The organism is Wolbachia endosymbiont (group A) of Sicus ferrugineus, from assembly GCF_947251515.1.
Lineage (GTDB): Bacteria > Pseudomonadota > Alphaproteobacteria > Rickettsiales > Anaplasmataceae > Wolbachia.
Map to the genome: position 1 here is coordinate 619,667 of NZ_OX366370.1, position 15,886 is coordinate 635,552.

13 protein-coding genes and 1 tRNA gene are annotated in these 15,886 nt (G+C 35.1%); 8 read left to right on the plus strand and 6 right to left on the minus strand.

Annotation, left to right across the window (positions count from 1 at the left end; all coding sequences use genetic code 11):
• Nucleotides 1-44 precede the first annotated feature (44 nt).
• Nucleotides 45-1,211 carry a Fic family protein gene (locus OPR24_RS03205; RefSeq protein ID WP_265033933.1) on the plus strand — a complete coding sequence of 389 codons (1,167 nt, stop codon included), beginning with the start codon at nucleotides 45-47 and terminating at the stop codon, nucleotides 1,209-1,211.
• A 174-nt stretch (nucleotides 1,212-1,385) separates the two neighbouring features.
• Nucleotides 1,386-3,896: a DNA mismatch repair protein MutS gene (mutS, locus tag OPR24_RS03210; RefSeq protein WP_265033935.1), complete on the plus strand. Its 2,511-nt coding sequence runs from the start codon at nucleotides 1,386-1,388 to the stop codon at nucleotides 3,894-3,896.
• Between the two features lie 165 nt (nucleotides 3,897-4,061).
• On the opposite strand, the gene OPR24_RS03215 is transcribed toward mutS, so the two are convergent.
• Complete coding sequence (locus OPR24_RS03215) at nucleotides 4,062-5,225, minus strand: porin (protein ID WP_265033937.1); 1,164 nt, start codon at nucleotides 5,223-5,225, stop codon at nucleotides 4,062-4,064.
• A gap of 62 nt (nucleotides 5,226-5,287) precedes the next feature.
• On the minus strand, nucleotides 5,288-6,064 hold the full coding sequence (locus tag OPR24_RS03220) for a hypothetical protein (RefSeq protein ID WP_265033938.1): 777 nt from the start codon (nucleotides 6,062-6,064) through the stop codon (nucleotides 5,288-5,290).
• Nucleotides 6,065-6,489: 425 nt separating this feature from the next.
• Here OPR24_RS03220 and OPR24_RS03225 point away from each other — a divergent pair, with 425 nt between their 5' ends.
• From OPR24_RS03225 to OPR24_RS03245, 5 genes are all read left to right on the plus strand, one after another.
• On the plus strand, nucleotides 6,490-6,648 hold the full coding sequence (locus OPR24_RS03225) for a hypothetical protein (protein WP_265033939.1): 159 nt from the start codon (nucleotides 6,490-6,492) through the stop codon (nucleotides 6,646-6,648).
• 215 nt (nucleotides 6,649-6,863) lie between these two features.
• Nucleotides 6,864-6,941, plus strand: a tRNA-Arg gene (locus tag OPR24_RS03230).
• Nucleotides 6,942-7,023: 82 nt separating this feature from the next.
• A complete protein-coding gene (gene dnaJ / locus OPR24_RS03235; protein ID WP_265033940.1) occupies nucleotides 7,024-8,142 on the plus strand; it encodes a molecular chaperone DnaJ in 1,119 nt (372 codons plus the stop codon).
• 217 nt (nucleotides 8,143-8,359) lie between these two features.
• Nucleotides 8,360-9,994, plus strand: coding sequence for a ribonuclease J (locus OPR24_RS03240; RefSeq protein WP_265033941.1), 1,635 nt, complete (start codon nucleotides 8,360-8,362; stop codon nucleotides 9,992-9,994).
• 9 nt (nucleotides 9,995-10,003) lie between these two features.
• Complete coding sequence (locus tag OPR24_RS03245) at nucleotides 10,004-11,266, plus strand: Tol-Pal system protein TolB (protein ID WP_265033943.1); 1,263 nt, start codon at nucleotides 10,004-10,006, stop codon at nucleotides 11,264-11,266.
• Here the strand turns inward: OPR24_RS03245 and OPR24_RS03250 are convergent.
• On the minus strand, nucleotides 11,257-11,412 hold the full coding sequence (locus tag OPR24_RS03250) for a hypothetical protein (protein WP_265033945.1): 156 nt from the start codon (nucleotides 11,410-11,412) through the stop codon (nucleotides 11,257-11,259). The genes OPR24_RS03245 and OPR24_RS03250 overlap by 10 nt on opposite strands.
• Nucleotides 11,413-11,547: 135 nt before the next feature.
• Between OPR24_RS03250 and OPR24_RS03255 the strand changes: the two genes are divergently transcribed.
• Nucleotides 11,548-11,961 (plus strand): IS66 family transposase, encoded by a 414-nt coding sequence (locus OPR24_RS03255; RefSeq protein WP_265033947.1) that lies wholly within the window; start codon nucleotides 11,548-11,550, stop codon nucleotides 11,959-11,961.
• Nucleotides 11,962-12,148: 187 nt separating this feature from the next.
• Here the strand turns inward: OPR24_RS03255 and OPR24_RS03260 are convergent, their stop codons facing one another.
• The 3 genes from OPR24_RS03260 to OPR24_RS03270 form a co-directional block, all read right to left on the minus strand.
• Nucleotides 12,149-12,742 carry a Maf family nucleotide pyrophosphatase gene (locus tag OPR24_RS03260; protein ID WP_265033949.1) on the minus strand — a complete coding sequence of 198 codons (594 nt, stop codon included), beginning with the start codon at nucleotides 12,740-12,742 and terminating at the stop codon, nucleotides 12,149-12,151.
• Nucleotides 12,720-12,983: a translation initiation factor IF-1 gene (infA, locus tag OPR24_RS03265; RefSeq protein WP_164224845.1), complete on the minus strand. Its 264-nt coding sequence runs from the start codon at nucleotides 12,981-12,983 to the stop codon at nucleotides 12,720-12,722. Before infA ends, OPR24_RS03260 begins: the two co-directional genes overlap by 23 nt.
• 190 nt (nucleotides 12,984-13,173) lie before the next feature.
• Complete coding sequence (locus OPR24_RS03270) at nucleotides 13,174-15,732, minus strand: coiled-coil domain-containing protein (protein WP_265033951.1); 2,559 nt, start codon at nucleotides 15,730-15,732, stop codon at nucleotides 13,174-13,176.
• Between the last annotated feature and the right edge of the window lie 154 nt (nucleotides 15,733-15,886).

The following is a 15,886-nucleotide window of genomic DNA, read 5'->3' on the forward strand; positions in this document are numbered from 1 at the left end:
TGAAAATAATATATACTATAAAAATAGTGTGCTAGGTTGAATGAATGTATATTAAAGGATCACCATCAGGCAAAGTTGTTAGAGCATTCGCTGGTTATCAGGCATTTATACCTAACCCCTTGCCACCAAAATTTGAATGGGACAATTATTTAGTTAATAGTCTTTCCAGAGCAGATCATATTTTGGGTATGTTATCCAGGGAAGGAGCTAAATTGCCTAACCCTCATCTTCTCATACGACCCTTTATAGCACGTGAAGCAGTTCTTTCAAGTAGAATCGAGGGAACTCAAGCAACTCTTGGTGAAATTTTGGCTCAAGAAGCAGGTGCTAATGTAGATCGCAATCCCGATGATTTACAAGAAGTACGCAATTATATATCAGCGCTCGATTATGGACTAAAACGTTTACAATCTTTTCCACTGTCGCTTCAGTTGGTTAAAGAAATTCACGGAAAACTTATGCAAGGTGTAAGAGGTTCTCACGCAACTCCAGGAGAATTTCGCCGAGTGCAAAATTGGATTGGAAGCCCAGGATGTACAATAGACACAGCAAAATATGTGCCACCAATGCCAGGTGAATTGATGGGTTGCTTGGACTCTTTTGAAAAATTTTTACATGATAGAACATTACCCCCACTTATACATATAGCTCTATGTCATTATCAATTTGAAGCGATTCACCCATTCTTGGACGGTAATGGACGTATTGGACGTTTATTAATAACGTTACTTCTGATCGAAAGAAAATTATTATCATCACCTCTGTTATACTTAAGTGCATTTTTTGAAGCTACAAGAAGTGAGTATTATGACCAACTTTACAATATAAGCAACAGAGGCACGTGGCATGATTGGTTCTCTTATTTCTTAAATGGTGTAGTACTGCAATCATTGGATGCATTGTCAAGAGCAGAACGAATTAACATTTTGATTGCAAATTGGCAAACTGAAGTTAGTTCTAAAACTGAAGGAGTTGCGAGTGGTATTGTAAGGTATCTCGCTGTAAACCCTTACTTTACTATAAGGAAAGTGGTTGAAAACTTAGGTGTCGTATTTACAACGGCCCAAAGAGCAATCGTAAAGCTTGAAGATTTAGGCATCGTTTCACAAACTTCTCAAGGAAAGAGAGATCGGGTTTATTGTGCAACTGATATTTTGAATATTCTAGAAGAACCAACTAAGATTACAGAGAACTTCGATAGCACATTATAGCTATAAAAGCACTTAAATCGGTGAAGAAAAAGGTAGAAAGACACAGAAATTGCTCAATTTGTTTTTGTATCATAAAAATACCCTCCACCTATTTAAAATTTATGTTATTCACATGTGCAATATAATCTATAATAACATTGAATTTATTACCAATACAATATATTAAAAAATATTATGAGCTTTGTGAAAGAAAGAAACACTCCTGTGATTGAGCAATATTTGAACCTGAAAGCTCAATACAAGGATCATCTGCTATTTTATAGGCTAGGAGATTTTTATGAGTTGTTTTTCGATGATGCTATTAAAGCTGCGAAATTGCTGAATATAGTGCTAACCAAGAGGGGCAATTCAAATGGGCAAGAAATACCAATGTGTGGAGTGCCAGCACACAGTAGCGAATCTTACCTACACAAGCTAATAGATTTAGGATTCAAAGTAGCAATCTGTGACCAATTAGAAACTGTTGATGAAGCAAAAAAGAGGGGCTATAAATCCATAGTAAAACGTGATGTAGTACGAGTTGTAACTCCAGGTACAATTATAGAAGATTCGCTACTGGAGGATAAAAGCAATAATTATCTCGCATCCATAGTTGAACAAAATGACGAATATGCTATTAGTTGGCTTGAATTATCAACGGGAAAATTTTTTCACACTTTAACGAATTTGAAAGCTCTAGATAGTGATTTATTGCGTATATCACCAAGAGAATTATTAATTTCTGAAAAATTCACTGAGGACGAAAAAATTAGATCGATTTTAAAAAATTATAAAATATCAATTACACAACACGCACAGAGTTTTTTTGAGTATAGTAAATCTCACAGAACGTTATGCGAGTTTTATAAAATCAGGGAACTTGGGAGTATAGGAAATTTCAGCAAAGTAGAAATCATGGCGTGCGGTGCACTGCTTGAATATGTCAGAGTAACACAAAGGGGCTCCATTCCAAGGCTTGAATTCCCAAAAACCTATAAGCAACAAAATTTCATGCTTATTGATGCTTCAGCAAGGAGAAATCTTGAGTTGTTTTCAACTCAATTTGGTGAAAAGAAAGGTTCACTAATTTCAGTTATTGATCACACAGTTACAGCCTCTGGTGGACGCCTGCTCAAACAAATGCTCGCTTCACCACTTGCTTGCTCCAAGGCAATCAATTTGAGGCTCAGCACCGCTCAATTTTTTGTAAATAATCATGAGCCACGCAGAAAAATACGAGAGATATTATCTAACATTCCGGATATTGAGAGGTCTTTATCGCGCTTAATACTAGGACGTGGTTCACCAAAGGATATGAACCTATTAAAAATAGGCCTAGGAAAAACTTTAGAGTTATCTGAGTTTCTGTCTACCTTGCATAATTATTGTTTAAGTGAAAAACCAGCAATTAACTCTCAGATGTCATTCCAGTGCTTGACTAGAGAAAAGGAACCAGTGTTTACTACTCAGGTGATAAGTAGTGACGAGAGTGAACTAAGCACAATACATAAAAGTCTTGGTAATCATAAAGATCTATTCGAGCTTCTAAACAGCGCTGTACTTGATAATAACCTCAGTTCCGTGAAAGAAGGAGGATTTATCAATCCAAAATACAACTCAGAATTATCTGAGTTATCTTATATATTGAACAACAGTAACAAGTTGGTAACTAAGCTCCGTGAGTCTTATCGCGACCTAACTGGCATTGCCGCACTCAAAATATTACACAACAATATACTTGGTTATTACGTTGAAGTGTCAGCAAATCACAAAATAACTTCGGACATATTTATTCATAGGCAAAGCTTAGCAAATAGCATGCGCTACACTACTAATGAATTGAAAGAACTAGAAAATAAAATTCTTACGGCACGTGATGCTGCAATCGGCTTAGAAGTGAAAATTTTTAGTGAACTGTGTAGTGAAGTCGCTAAAGAATCTGAAAAAATTGCTCTTGCTGCAAATGCTTTGGCAAAACTTGATATTAGAGCCACTTTTGCGGAGCTTGCAGTGCAAAATGATTACGTAAAACCCATTATCGATGACAGTAAAGAGTTCAATATTCGCAATGGAAGACATCCAGTGGTTGAAGTTAACGATAAATTCATTGCAAATAGCATCAATTTAGCTGGTATACATCTAATTACTGGTCCTAATATGGCTGGAAAAAGCACTTTCTTGAGGCAAAACGCTCTCATTGCAGTTTTAGCTCACATGGGGTCATTTGTGCCAGCAGAGAGTGCGCATATTGGAGTGATTGACAAGATATTTAGCAGGGTTGGTGCAACAGATAATATAACAGCTGGTTATTCTACCTTCATGGTAGAGATGATCGAAACAGCAACGATAGTAAATCAGGCAACAGATCGTTCCTTGGTGATACTTGATGAAATTGGTAGGGGCACAGGAGTGTATGATGGATTATCTATTGCACAGGCAGTGATTGAACATATTCACAATGTAAATAAGTGCCGCGCCATTTTTGCAACTCATTATCATGAATTAACTAAAGTAAGTAAATACTTGAAGAACGTGAAATGTTTTTGTGTAAAAATAAGAGAGTGGAACGGAGAGGTTATCTTTCTACATGAAGTAATTGAAGGCATTGCAGATGAGTCATATGGAATACATGTAGCAAAACTTGCTGGTTTTCCTGATTCTGTTTTAAATAGAGCAAGTGAAGTATTTGAGGAGCTAAAGGCTTAAGAGGAAATTCTGACCTTACCCAGAAAAAGTAGAGAGAACCCTATGATATTATTTTTTGTAACATTGTTATACACGTCATGATAAGGGGGCTGGCAAAATGTGTCAAGTAAGTTTTTCGTTTCTATGTTATCCGCTACTTGGATGACAGGAGGCAATGTAACCTCATTAAAAACTTAATTTCAGTCCAGTCAAGAGCACATAACCAGAGTTGCTATTTTCTACTTCAGGCTCTTTGGTACTAAATTTTACAATATCGAAATAGTATGAAGTGCCCATAAAAAATGGATATTCAAGGCTTAAAGCATATGATGTTAACTCGTTTGCTGCAATATCCCTACCACTATTGAAATATGTTAAGCTCAATTTACGAGAATCAGAATGGTAAGCAATACCTGCATTCATATAATATGTATTATTTATTTCAGGATTACGCTTCTCACCAGATTTACCGCCATTACCATACGAAAAAATGCAATCAAGATCAAACAATTTTAGCTTCAAACCAAAATTCCAGTGCAGTAATTGATTACGACATTCATAATTTTTAGAAGTTCCATCTGAGCAATCAGTTAAATTTTCTCTTGCAACTTCACCAGTTAAGGCAGTAGTAAAATTTATATCATCTGATAGGCCATTTTTATAGGAAAGGCCAGCAGCAATTAAATTGCTGTACTGTAAGTTATTTTTTCCTGGGACATAACTGAACCCGAGTTGAAAGTTATAGATTTCAGGGGAGATGTAGTTAATTGATGATTGTTTTAACCCTAGTTCGAGTCCATTATAATTACTGTAAATGTTGGGTTTTACCCAAAATACCTTGTCTTTATCATATCCAGGGCCATTATTTCTGTTTTCGTTACCACGCAAATTTGCATAGTTTGTCCAATGACCATTTACTCCTCCAGCAGCTGTATAAATTTTTGAAGTGTTAATTAACATGCCCTGACTAACTAAACTTCTTTTACCATATTCAATTGATCCAAGCACCTGATTTTTAATGATGAAATACCATTCCTCCATGTCTAACTTTTCTATGTCTAACGCTTTTAGGTTTGCAATACCAGAAACTCCTGCCTTAACATTAAACCCCATTTGAGTATTTGGATAAACTTGCTGTAAATAAAGAAAGCGCAAGTATGAATAACTTGAAGTTTTATCCTTAGCCTTAGCATTGAAAGAACCTCTGTTGAAGGCGTAGCCGAATCTCAAATCTATTTTTCCGTCTAGTTCTACATAAAATATTTCCTTATCCAAAATTGTTCTAGAGCTAGCACTACTCTGCAAAAATAATGATGAAAGCAGTGCTACCAGGTAGTACCTTAATTTCATAAATAAACTTAAATTTTTATAAAAATTTAAGTTTAAACTCAATATAAATAAAAAACAACTTTTCAGAAGGCGCCGCTGGTAGATTTTGCTGCCCGTTTTTGAGCTATATTCCCATAAATTATTGATACACTTGGTAATTTTCGCTTTAATAACTGCTTATTAATGGCAGAATGTAAACGATTAATTATTTTAGACGTGCTTTTTACATCGCAGTTAATCAAAACAAAAAGCACTTTATTCTCATCAATATACCCTAGAAAATCATCACTACGGCAATTTTTATAAAAATGTTCTATGATAACTTTCAGTGCATCATTTGTCTCACTACAGCTACTATTTAAGCCAATCACTCCTATAGCTGCATTAATTTGATGTTGAAAGGCAAAATTTAATATAACGTATAACTCTAGAATAGTAGACTCATTGTTTGGTATATCGAATAAGTCATGGTTTTTATATTTTTTACCCATTAGATATTCATCTCTAAAGATTCCTAATTTATGAGACAAGCTGATATCACGTATCAATAGCTCATAATTTATTTTATTACTAGCAAATTGTGCAGTGCGGAAAACTTTTACTTTTGTCTTTATATCTTCTCCTTTAGCATCAGTTAAGGAAAAACCTATCACTTTAGGTAATACATCAAGTAAATCGTGTCCATTTTCGGTATACTCTAAATAATTCTTCATGTCGTCAGCTGCTCTTGCACTTAAAATATTGATTAACGGCTTATTAAGTAAATTCCCTTCCTCGTATTTTAACAAATTCCTTGCGGCTTGATTGAGCCCTAAAATTAATACGTTTTTTTTCTTATTATCCTGACAAACAGAAACCACATCATCATCTTTCCTTCTTGCAGTTAAGATTATATTAAAATTTACTTACTTATTAATATGCTTGATTAGATATAGATAAAATGTCATACGAGATGGCTTTGTTAGCTATTTTAGGTGGTAATAAATGGATAGTCAAGCAAAATTACATTTGTAACTTTGCTTGACTTATCCGTTTTTTTTATATCTTTATTACAATCATAACCTCTAGCTCTGAGTTATACCCCTTTGTTACATTGTTACCCCAGAAGGGATAAAAAGGTATAAAATGGCTTTAGATAAGGTAGAATGATGCCAAAGTAAGAATCTGAGGGGACGTGTTTTGAAAGTAGGTAGCTTGTGCTGTTTACCCAGTCTTACCAGTGTGGGGTTTAGCTATCCTTGGCGTTAATTCTCTTGTATGTTTTGCTGGTGGTTTAGCTTTTCATATGAAGCATGAGAAAGAATCAGACAATATTGAGGAGGCTGAAGAAGCAGTTAGGAATTATGGACCACCTCCTCCTTACTCTCCTCCAAGCGCTCCTCCTTATAGTGAATTTAATAATTCTAATGCGGAACAGCAGTTTGGGAATTGTGAGGGGTTCTAAACCCACAACTATACGAACATTGCAATTTGGGCCTACCAGATCCCAGTGCCTTGACTACAAATGTTCGTATAGTTGTGAGCTTGACCATAAAATGATTCTTAAGAAAACAAATGCAATTTTTTGCAGGTTTCACGTATGATAAAAATTAACAGTTTTATTTTTAGCCAAATTAATTGAATCAAGCTACAAAACCTGCTAAAGTTAACTTTATGAAAGCACCCTTAGCTCAGTTGGATTAGAGCATTTGACTACGGATCAAAAGGTCGGGCGTTCAAGTCGCTCAGGGTGCACCACATTTTATAGGAAACAGAAGTCACACTTGAAATTAATGTATGCAATACCTATCTTTAAAGGTTAAACAATAAACTATTATATATGAGCAAAAAAGACTACTATGATCTGCTGGAAGTAGGAAGAAATGCCAGTATTGATGAGATAAAAAAAGCGTATAAAAAATTAGCGTTAAAATATCATCCTGATAGAAATCCTGGCAATCAAGAAGCAGAGGAAAAATTTAAAGAAGTAACAGCTGCATATGAAGTTCTATCTGACTCTGAGAAAAGGGCAAGCTATGACCGTTATGGCCACGAAGGTGCTTCTGGTGGGTTTCAAGGCTTTAGCTCTGCAGGAGATTTTAGCGACATATTCAATGACTTCTTTGGTGGAGGATTCGGTGGTGGTGCAAGTAGATCAGGAGCAAAGAGGAGCACAACAGGAGTGTCTGGAGCAGACCTACGTTATGATCTTAAAATTACCTTAGAAGATGCATTTAAAGGAATACAAGCGCCTATACATTATGTGACAAATGTAAAATGTGACACATGCCAAGGCACAGGTAGCGAAGGAGCAATTAAACCAGTTCAGTGCCCCACATGCCAGGGAAGCGGTAGGATTAGAACTCAACAAGGCTTTTTTACCATCGAAAGAACATGTACTACATGCTATGGGGAAGGAGAAATAATACAAAATAAATGTAAGAAATGTGATGGAAGTGGACGTAGAAGAGATGAAGTAAATATATCCGTTTCAATTCCAAAAGGCATAGAAGAAGGAGCTAAGGTAAGGATAAGTGATAAAGGAGAAGCTGGAACAAGAGGTGGAAAAAGTGGAGATTTATACGTATACGTGAAAATAATTTCCCATAAAATCTTTGCTAGAAATAAAGCAGATTTACACTGTAAAGTGCCTATAAGAATGACACTAGCAGTGCTTGGTGGCGAAATCGATGTCCAATCAATTGATGGAGCTAAAATAAAAGTAAAGGTCCCTGAAGGCACTCAAACTGGTACCAAACTACGTTGTAGGGAAAAGGGTATGCCATATATGAACTCACATGTTCGTGGTGATTTATATGTACAGGTAATAGTTGAGACTTTAAATCCAAAAAATTTAACTAAAAAGCAAATTGAACTATTAAAAGCACTTGAAGAAGAGGAAAATGCAAGTGTACAACAGCAATCTGAAGGGTTTTTTAGTAAAGTAAAAAAAAAATAAGAAATCTGCTAAATGACATGAAGGAGTAACTGTTTACGGGTTTTCATTTAATCCTGCAATTCTTTGACCTTATTAATGGAAAACTTAACAATAGTGTTGATATCAACATTATTAGCCAACAGAAACTTCTTAGTTCCTTAAAACTATGTAAAAGCAATAAATTTCTTTATTTAAGGTCGAAGTTTTGCTATTCTCAGGTTTTAATAATTTAAATTTAATGAATATAAACAAAAATGAGTTTTTATTTCTTCCGCTTGGGGGAGTAGGAAGAATCGGGATGAATGTTAGCCTATATCATTATCAAGGTAAGTGGATTATGATTGACCTTGGTGTTGGTTTTGCAGATGAAACTATGCCAGGTGTTGAGCTGCTCATTGCTGATGTAGATTTTATTGCTCAAAGAAAAAAAGATTTGCTTGGAATAATAATTACACATGCACATGAGGACCACTGCGGTGCAGTGCCCCACTTGTGGGAAGAGTTGCAGTGCCCCATATATACAACAAAGTTTACGGTTAATTTTCTTAAGGAGAAACTAAAGGAGTTTCGATTAGAAGGTACAGTACCTGTGAAAGAGGTGGACATAAATGGCAGCACAAATTTGGGTCCTTTTACCGTCGAGTTTATAAATATAACTCATTCAATTCCTGAGGCAAATTCAATATTAATTAGCACTGAAATGGGTAGTGCACTCCATACCGGAGACTGGAAATTTGATCCAAAACCTGTTGTTGGATTAACTTCTAATATAGAGCGTCTAAAAGAAATTGGCGATAAAGGTGACCTGCTTGCAGCAATTTGCGATTCAACCAATATATTAAGCAAGCATCACCCTGAGTCAGAAGGTGAAATTTATAATAACATTTATAACATAATAAAGCGGTCTAAAAAATTAGTTGCTGTTTCGCTATTTGCTTCAAATGTGGCACGAATTGAAACGATAAGCCAAGCTGCAAAAGCACTAAATAGAAAAGTAGTTTTACTTGGTAGATCTTTATGGAGAATAGTGAAAGTTGCTCAAGATAGTGGTTATTTAACTGATTCTTCTCAGTTTCTTGAAGCAAAGGAAGCAGTAAATTTTCCAAGGGAAAAACTGGTGCTACTTTGCACAGGTTGTCAAGGTGAGCCACTGGCAGCAACTTCAAGGCTTGCTAATAAGAGTCATCAAGCATTTAAAATGCAGCAAGGTGATACCATGATCTTTTCGTCAAAAATCATTCCTGGAAATGAAACTCGTGCGCACAACATGCTCAATGCCTTTATTGAGATGGGGGTAGAAGTTGTTACTGAAAAAACAGAGCATGTTCATGCTTCTGGGCATCCAACAAGAGAAGAGTTAAAGGAAATGTATTCTTTAATAAAACCGAAGATGTCTATTCCAGTTCACGGCGAATATATTCACACGCATGCACATGTAAAATTTGCTAAAGAGTGCGGTGTGGAAAAAGCAATAATGATTGCACCAGGTGATATTGTTAATTTGGAGAACGGAGAAAAAGTTGATTCAATCAGTGTTGACTACTTTGGTATTGATGGTATGCTGCTACGCCATCCGGAGAGCAGTGTTATAAAAATGCGTAAAAGAATGAGAGATGCCGGAGTTATTGTGGTAACAGCAGTTGTAAACAAGAAAAATAAATTGCTTACTAAACCGAAAGTATTTGTACCTGGTGTTTTTGAAGTGCTAGAAGATGCAGCTATTATACAGAAAATTGTCAAGAAAGTTGAGTCGTTGTTTAGTTTGCAGCCAACAAAAAAAATTAAAAATAAGATTGGAAGTTCAATATTGAGTATCTTAAAGGAATATTTACTAAAAAGACCTATAATTGAAGTCCAGATAGAACAGGTATGAAATGAAAGAATGAAGTTATTCGTTCAATTAGTATTGCTTGTTTCGTTATTTATTCCTTATTTTACAAAAGCTGCTTTATATGTTGATATAAAAAAAAGCAGTGTTGGTAACATTGGTCTTGTTGTATCTAAATGTACATGTAAAACAGCGCTGGAAAGCGAATTAAGCGAAAATATTGCAAAGGTAATAGAAACAAATTTATCTAATTGTGGCTTATTTAATGTAAAACGTGGCGCGGAAGCTGAATTTAAATCTTGGAAAAGTGATACTGTAGTCACAGTAAGTTTAAGCGAAGTATCTGGTAGTGCATTAGAGCTATCATTTCGTTTATTTGACATTTTTGCAAAAAGAGAATTACTTACTCAGTCAGTTGTTTTTCCAGCAAAAGACTGGAGAAAAATTGGTCACCTCGTTTCGGATGTGATACATGATAGATTGATTGGTGAGAAAGGGCACTTCAACACAAAAATCACGTATATTGCTGAAGAAAAAGATAGCAATTATAAATCCGTACGTAAAATTGCTGTGATGAATCAAGATGGAAGTAATATAAAATACTTAACAAATGGCGATAGATTTGTGTCAACACCGAGATTCTCACCAAATGGAAAGGGTATTGTTTATATCTCATATGCAAATGGTAAAAGTTATATAGTATTAAAAAATTTAAAAGACCACACTGAATCAATAATCAGCGCATTTGAAGGAGTTATTTCTGCACCAAGATTTTCTCCTGATGGTAAATCTCTTTTAATTTCCCACTCATTGGGTGGTGAAACGAATATATTATCTTTGGATTTAAGTAGTAAACGGACAAAAAAAATTACTAAAGGTTCAGCTATAAGCACTTCTCCCTCTTTTTCTCCAGATCAAAAGTATATGGTTTTTAGTTCCGATATGAGTGGAAGTCAGCAGCTGTATGTTATCGATTTTACTAACAAAAGTAAAAAACCTAAAAGAATTAGTTTTGGAAGTGGAAGATATGCTACGCCTGTTTGGTCGCCAAAAGGAGATCTGATAGCTTTCACAAAGATTCAGTCAGGAAAATTTTACATAGGAGTTATGAAGCCAGATGGCAAAGAAGAACGTCTACTTTCAGAAGGGCATAAAATTGAATCTCCGGCATGGCTACCAAATGGTAGAGAAATCATTTTCACAAGAACAGAATCACCAAGCAACTCTAAACTATATTTAGTAGACTTAGTAAAGAAAAATCAAAAAATGGTTTCCACTCCCACAAATGCTTCTTTACCGGATTGGTCTTATTCTTGAACTACTGAGCTGCATGCTCCACAGCATTGATTTATTGCCACATTAACAAGATATCCAGCTACACCACCTACTATAGTACCAGCGATTCCTGACAACACAACAGTTGCAATTACTCCAATAGCAGCAATTTCAGGTATAATTCCCATTGTAGCCAGTGTGGCTCCTATAGCGCCAAACAATAATGCTGAGCTTATAATTATCCAGCTCCTCCCTGAAGTTTGTTTTTGTGGAGAATTATGTATTAAGATGTATATGAACAAGTAGAGAGAGCAAGCAAAGTTTTGCATATTGATGAAACTAGCCATTATTCTAAAGGTAAACTTGGCTGGTGCTGGGTGTTTGCTAATAATGAAGCAAGCCTTATTAAATTAGCAGACACAAGAGGAGTTAAGTTTCTAGAGAGTAGTACATTTTCTAGTTATAAGAATTTGGTTGTTACCGATAGGTATGCGGTTTACAACTACTTCAGTGACGAAAAAAGACAGATTTGTTGGGCACACTTGTTAAGGGATTTCGAAAGGCTATCTAATAGTTGGAACAATGAAATTAAGTGTCTTGGGAGTTGTTTAAAAGATGCAGCTGCTGGATTATTTATACTCAATAAAGACCTGCGCAAGAATGAAATGGATGTTTCAAAGTTTATTAGTCGAGCCAAAGAATTGCGAAGATATATACAGTCATACGTGTCAAGTTAAGGGAAAGTAGCATAAGGAAAAAGAAAAGTGGTAAAAATTATTTTAGATATTAAGTAATAAAGCTAGTAATTTATAGACTTTTCTAAAAGAATTATCTTATTTTAGATCAAAATTTCCCAAAAAATAAATGTAACAAACAAGTTTAAATGGTGCTATATTGGGCCTTAACTTGACGCGTATGGTTTATTTAACACTCCCGGTTAAAATAATTACTTAGCAAACAATAGGTTTCATGTAATGGTAACCCTATAACGGAAGAGTAGGAGCCGCGTAAGAACAATACGAACATCCCAGCTAGGCCTTGTATATTGCATCCCCCTGCCCTATTTTTCCACTCTTCTGATGCTAAATAATACTTAATTTCTTGTTCACTGAGACGTTTAAATTTCACTATCGTAACCACAGTTCTAATATGTTGTTTAGATTGATCGGGAGTTAATAGACACACACTGGTATATACTCTATGCCTTCTTCCTGATAACAAGCGGATGCATTTTTCTGCTTGCTCAACGTTTTCAGCTTTAAGCAATATCCTTCTACCACAAGCAACAACTGTATCAACACCAAGCACAAAGTAATTTGGATTTGAACTTTGTATTTTCTCAGCTTTACTTTTTGCCATACGGATTGAGTAATCCTTCGGAAGTTCCTTTTTCAAAGGAGTTTCGTCTATATCTGCTGGCAAAATCAAGCCTGGTTTAATATTTATTTGTTTTAGTAAAGCTACACGTCTTTCTGATGATGAAGCAAGAATAAGATTATTTAGAGATCGTTCTGTCACTTGTACCTTTAAGCCTTCTAATGATCCGACCTTTTTTCGCATTCCTATCGTAAATGCTCATCTCAACTAACACCCTATCCCCGATAATGATACGTATTTTACTTCTTCTCACTTTCCCTGATACATGACAGATAATCTCATGTTCATTGTCCAGTTTCACTCTAAATTCTGCTGCAGGTAGTAAAGCAGTTACTGCCCCTTCCACTTCAAAAATTGTTTTCGATTTCTCGTCTTTTATCATATGTTATATTATAATTTAATAATCTTTTTCAGTCTACTATAGATTTTAAATTATTATCAACACAAAAGACCTTTTGCACCCCACTTAAGTATTTCTCTTGCTACTTAACCCCAACCATCTTCACAATAATGCTTTCGAACCTGCATTTTTCACTTTCTCTAACCTAACCGAGCTTTATGGCACCCAATTCCTAACAGAGAGGAGGCGAGCTACCTACGTTTCTACTCTTTGTCACCTTCTCAATAGAAATATCAGAACCTATGCTGGAAGGTAAATTATTACCATAATTTTCCTCATTGCTATTATATCCTTCATCAAAGCTTGAAGATCTGAGTAACTTTCTCTGTTGTAGTGGAGCATTATCAGGCTCATTAGAAATGTCTCCCGTTATAGTATAAAGTTTTTGTACGTAATCATTGGGGATCTCGCTCATTCTTTGCTCATGAGTAACTTGACCTTCTAAGTATTTCACTTGATTGTTTAAGTTTTCTATTTTTTCTTTCATTTCTTCAATTATCTGAATTTCATCTGCAATGATTTCACCCCGTTCATTAAATTCCTCTTTCAATCCATCAACATGATCTTCATGCTCTCTAGCCATGGATTCAAATATTGATGCTACATACTCTTTAAACTTATTATGCATGTTTTCTAACTTTCCTCTCTCTTGTTCAGAAGATTCCAGTTGTGCTTTATGCTCATTTTCCAACCCTTGCATTTGACGTTTTAAATTGCTTATAAACTGCTCCTTTTCCTCCATTATTTGTGCTTCTTGGTCTATCTCTTTTTCACATTCTTTTAATTTTTCTTCTAATTCCTTCTTTTCTGTATTAACACCTTTCAGCTTGTCCTCTAGCTTTCTTTTTTCTTCATGCACACTTTTAAATTCTTCCTCATTCCTCTTCAGGTTTTCTTTAAGCTGAGTTAACTCCTTACGCATTGCATCTATTTCTGCCTTGGATCCTCGCTCCTTTTTTTCAAGTTTATCTTGTAAATCACTATTCTTTCTTTCTAAGGCTTCAATTCTTTGCTCAGCTTCTGCAAGTTCCTGATTCGCTTCTTTTTTTTCTGCTTCAGCACTTTTTAACTTATTGATTAATTCTTGGGTTACCTCTTCCGAGCATGATAATTTTTTTTGCAGATCTAATACTTGTTCTGAAAGCTGTTCTTGGTTTCCATCCATCTTCTTATTCAAGTGTTCTAAATGGTCAAACTTGTCCTCTAAATCAGACTTTTCTTTCTGCACATGATATAGTTCTTCTTGCGATTTCTTTAATTCACTTTTTAGCTCCTCCTTTTTTGCATTAGCAACTCCCAGCTCTTGCCTTAGCTTTCCTTTTTCTTCATATAAACTTTTAAGTTCTTGTGCTTTCCCTTGTAGCTCTGCTAACGCGCTTGCTAACTCTTCATCTTTTTGTGCCAGTTCAGTTTGCAATTTTGTGTTTTTTTGCTCTTCTTTTCCAAACCTGTTTTGTAAATCAGTTATTTGTTGTGAAGCAACTTCTGGTTGAGTTTCAGTGTGCTGTAAATTGACTTCTGTTTGAATTAATGCATTGCTATTAATAGAAGGAGAAGAAGGAAGGCTATTGTCATCATCAACTTTAGGGTCTGGACCTTTTGATTCCCCCCCTGGTTCCTTATCTTGATAGGCCACTATAGATTCATTTTGAAAATTATTATTAGCAGTAGGTACAACATCAGCAGCCTTACCCTTTTCTAGTGATTTCATTACAGCATCATGTAAGACGAGGCCTTGAATATATAATTCATCGTTTTGCTTTATTAATTCTAGGATCTCCTCCGATGACACAAAATCTTCACCATCAAATTTTAGTACTTCAGTTATGCCGCTACTACTCACATTCATAATCATGGTACACATTCTGGATCCATTCTCTACAGGCCAAGTGCTTGTCATTTCATAATATGCGCCTTCTTTAAATTCATAATATCTTTTCTTATCTTCTTGATGAGCGTATATTTCATGTTTTTTATTGCAATAGATATTCAATTCTTTAATATCTTTCTCTTGCTGTAAAATGTCACTAATTCTTGTTGGCTCACTTCTATTGTAATTAATAAGGTTAACATTCAAAACTCTATGGGCGTTATCAGTTTCTGTGTAATAAGCTTGAAGCTCTACGTCTTTCCTCTCAAAATATTTACTTGCAGCTTTTTTTCCCTGCTCTGCCAACTCTATGCATTTATTTATATCTTCCTTAAAGCTCTTATTAGCAGACTCTGTTACTGCTTTATCTATGTACGTTTGTTTAAAATCTCTATCGTTTATTAGGTCATAAAAACTCCACTCATCCCTATAAGCCTTTTGTATAGCAGTGAAGTCACTTTCTTCTTTCAAAAGTACTAAGAAGCCTACCTTGTCTTCTAGATCTTTTAGTTTAAAACCTGTTATTATCTTCTCTAATTGAGAATCAAATTCTTTATTGGCAAAATTTTCAGCAAGATTATTTAAATTTCTTAATTCTTTGCATAATTTATCATTTTCTGCAATTGAGCGGCAGAACTTTATTGTAGCAGAGTCCTTAGTGGAAGGATTTTCTTTTTCCACTTCATCGATACGGTCCTTGAGGGATGCAAAACGTAGTGTAAGCCGTGACGAATATAGATCGCGTTCATAAGATGCCAACAAGCGATTTATTGCACTCCAAGCACATGATGCGATTGATCTAATACCAGAATCCTCTCCTGCCTCTGCTGTTTTTTCTTCCTTAGTCAAAACTTCAATCATAACACACCTCCTTTAACTATATTTACATTATACCAATTAACATATATTCAAAAAAATCAAACTGTATAACCACGTTCTACACTAACTTTTATTATTAACTTAATTGTGTTGAAAATAACTGCAAGTGTTAACCTTAAGCTTTTGTCTTTCATTA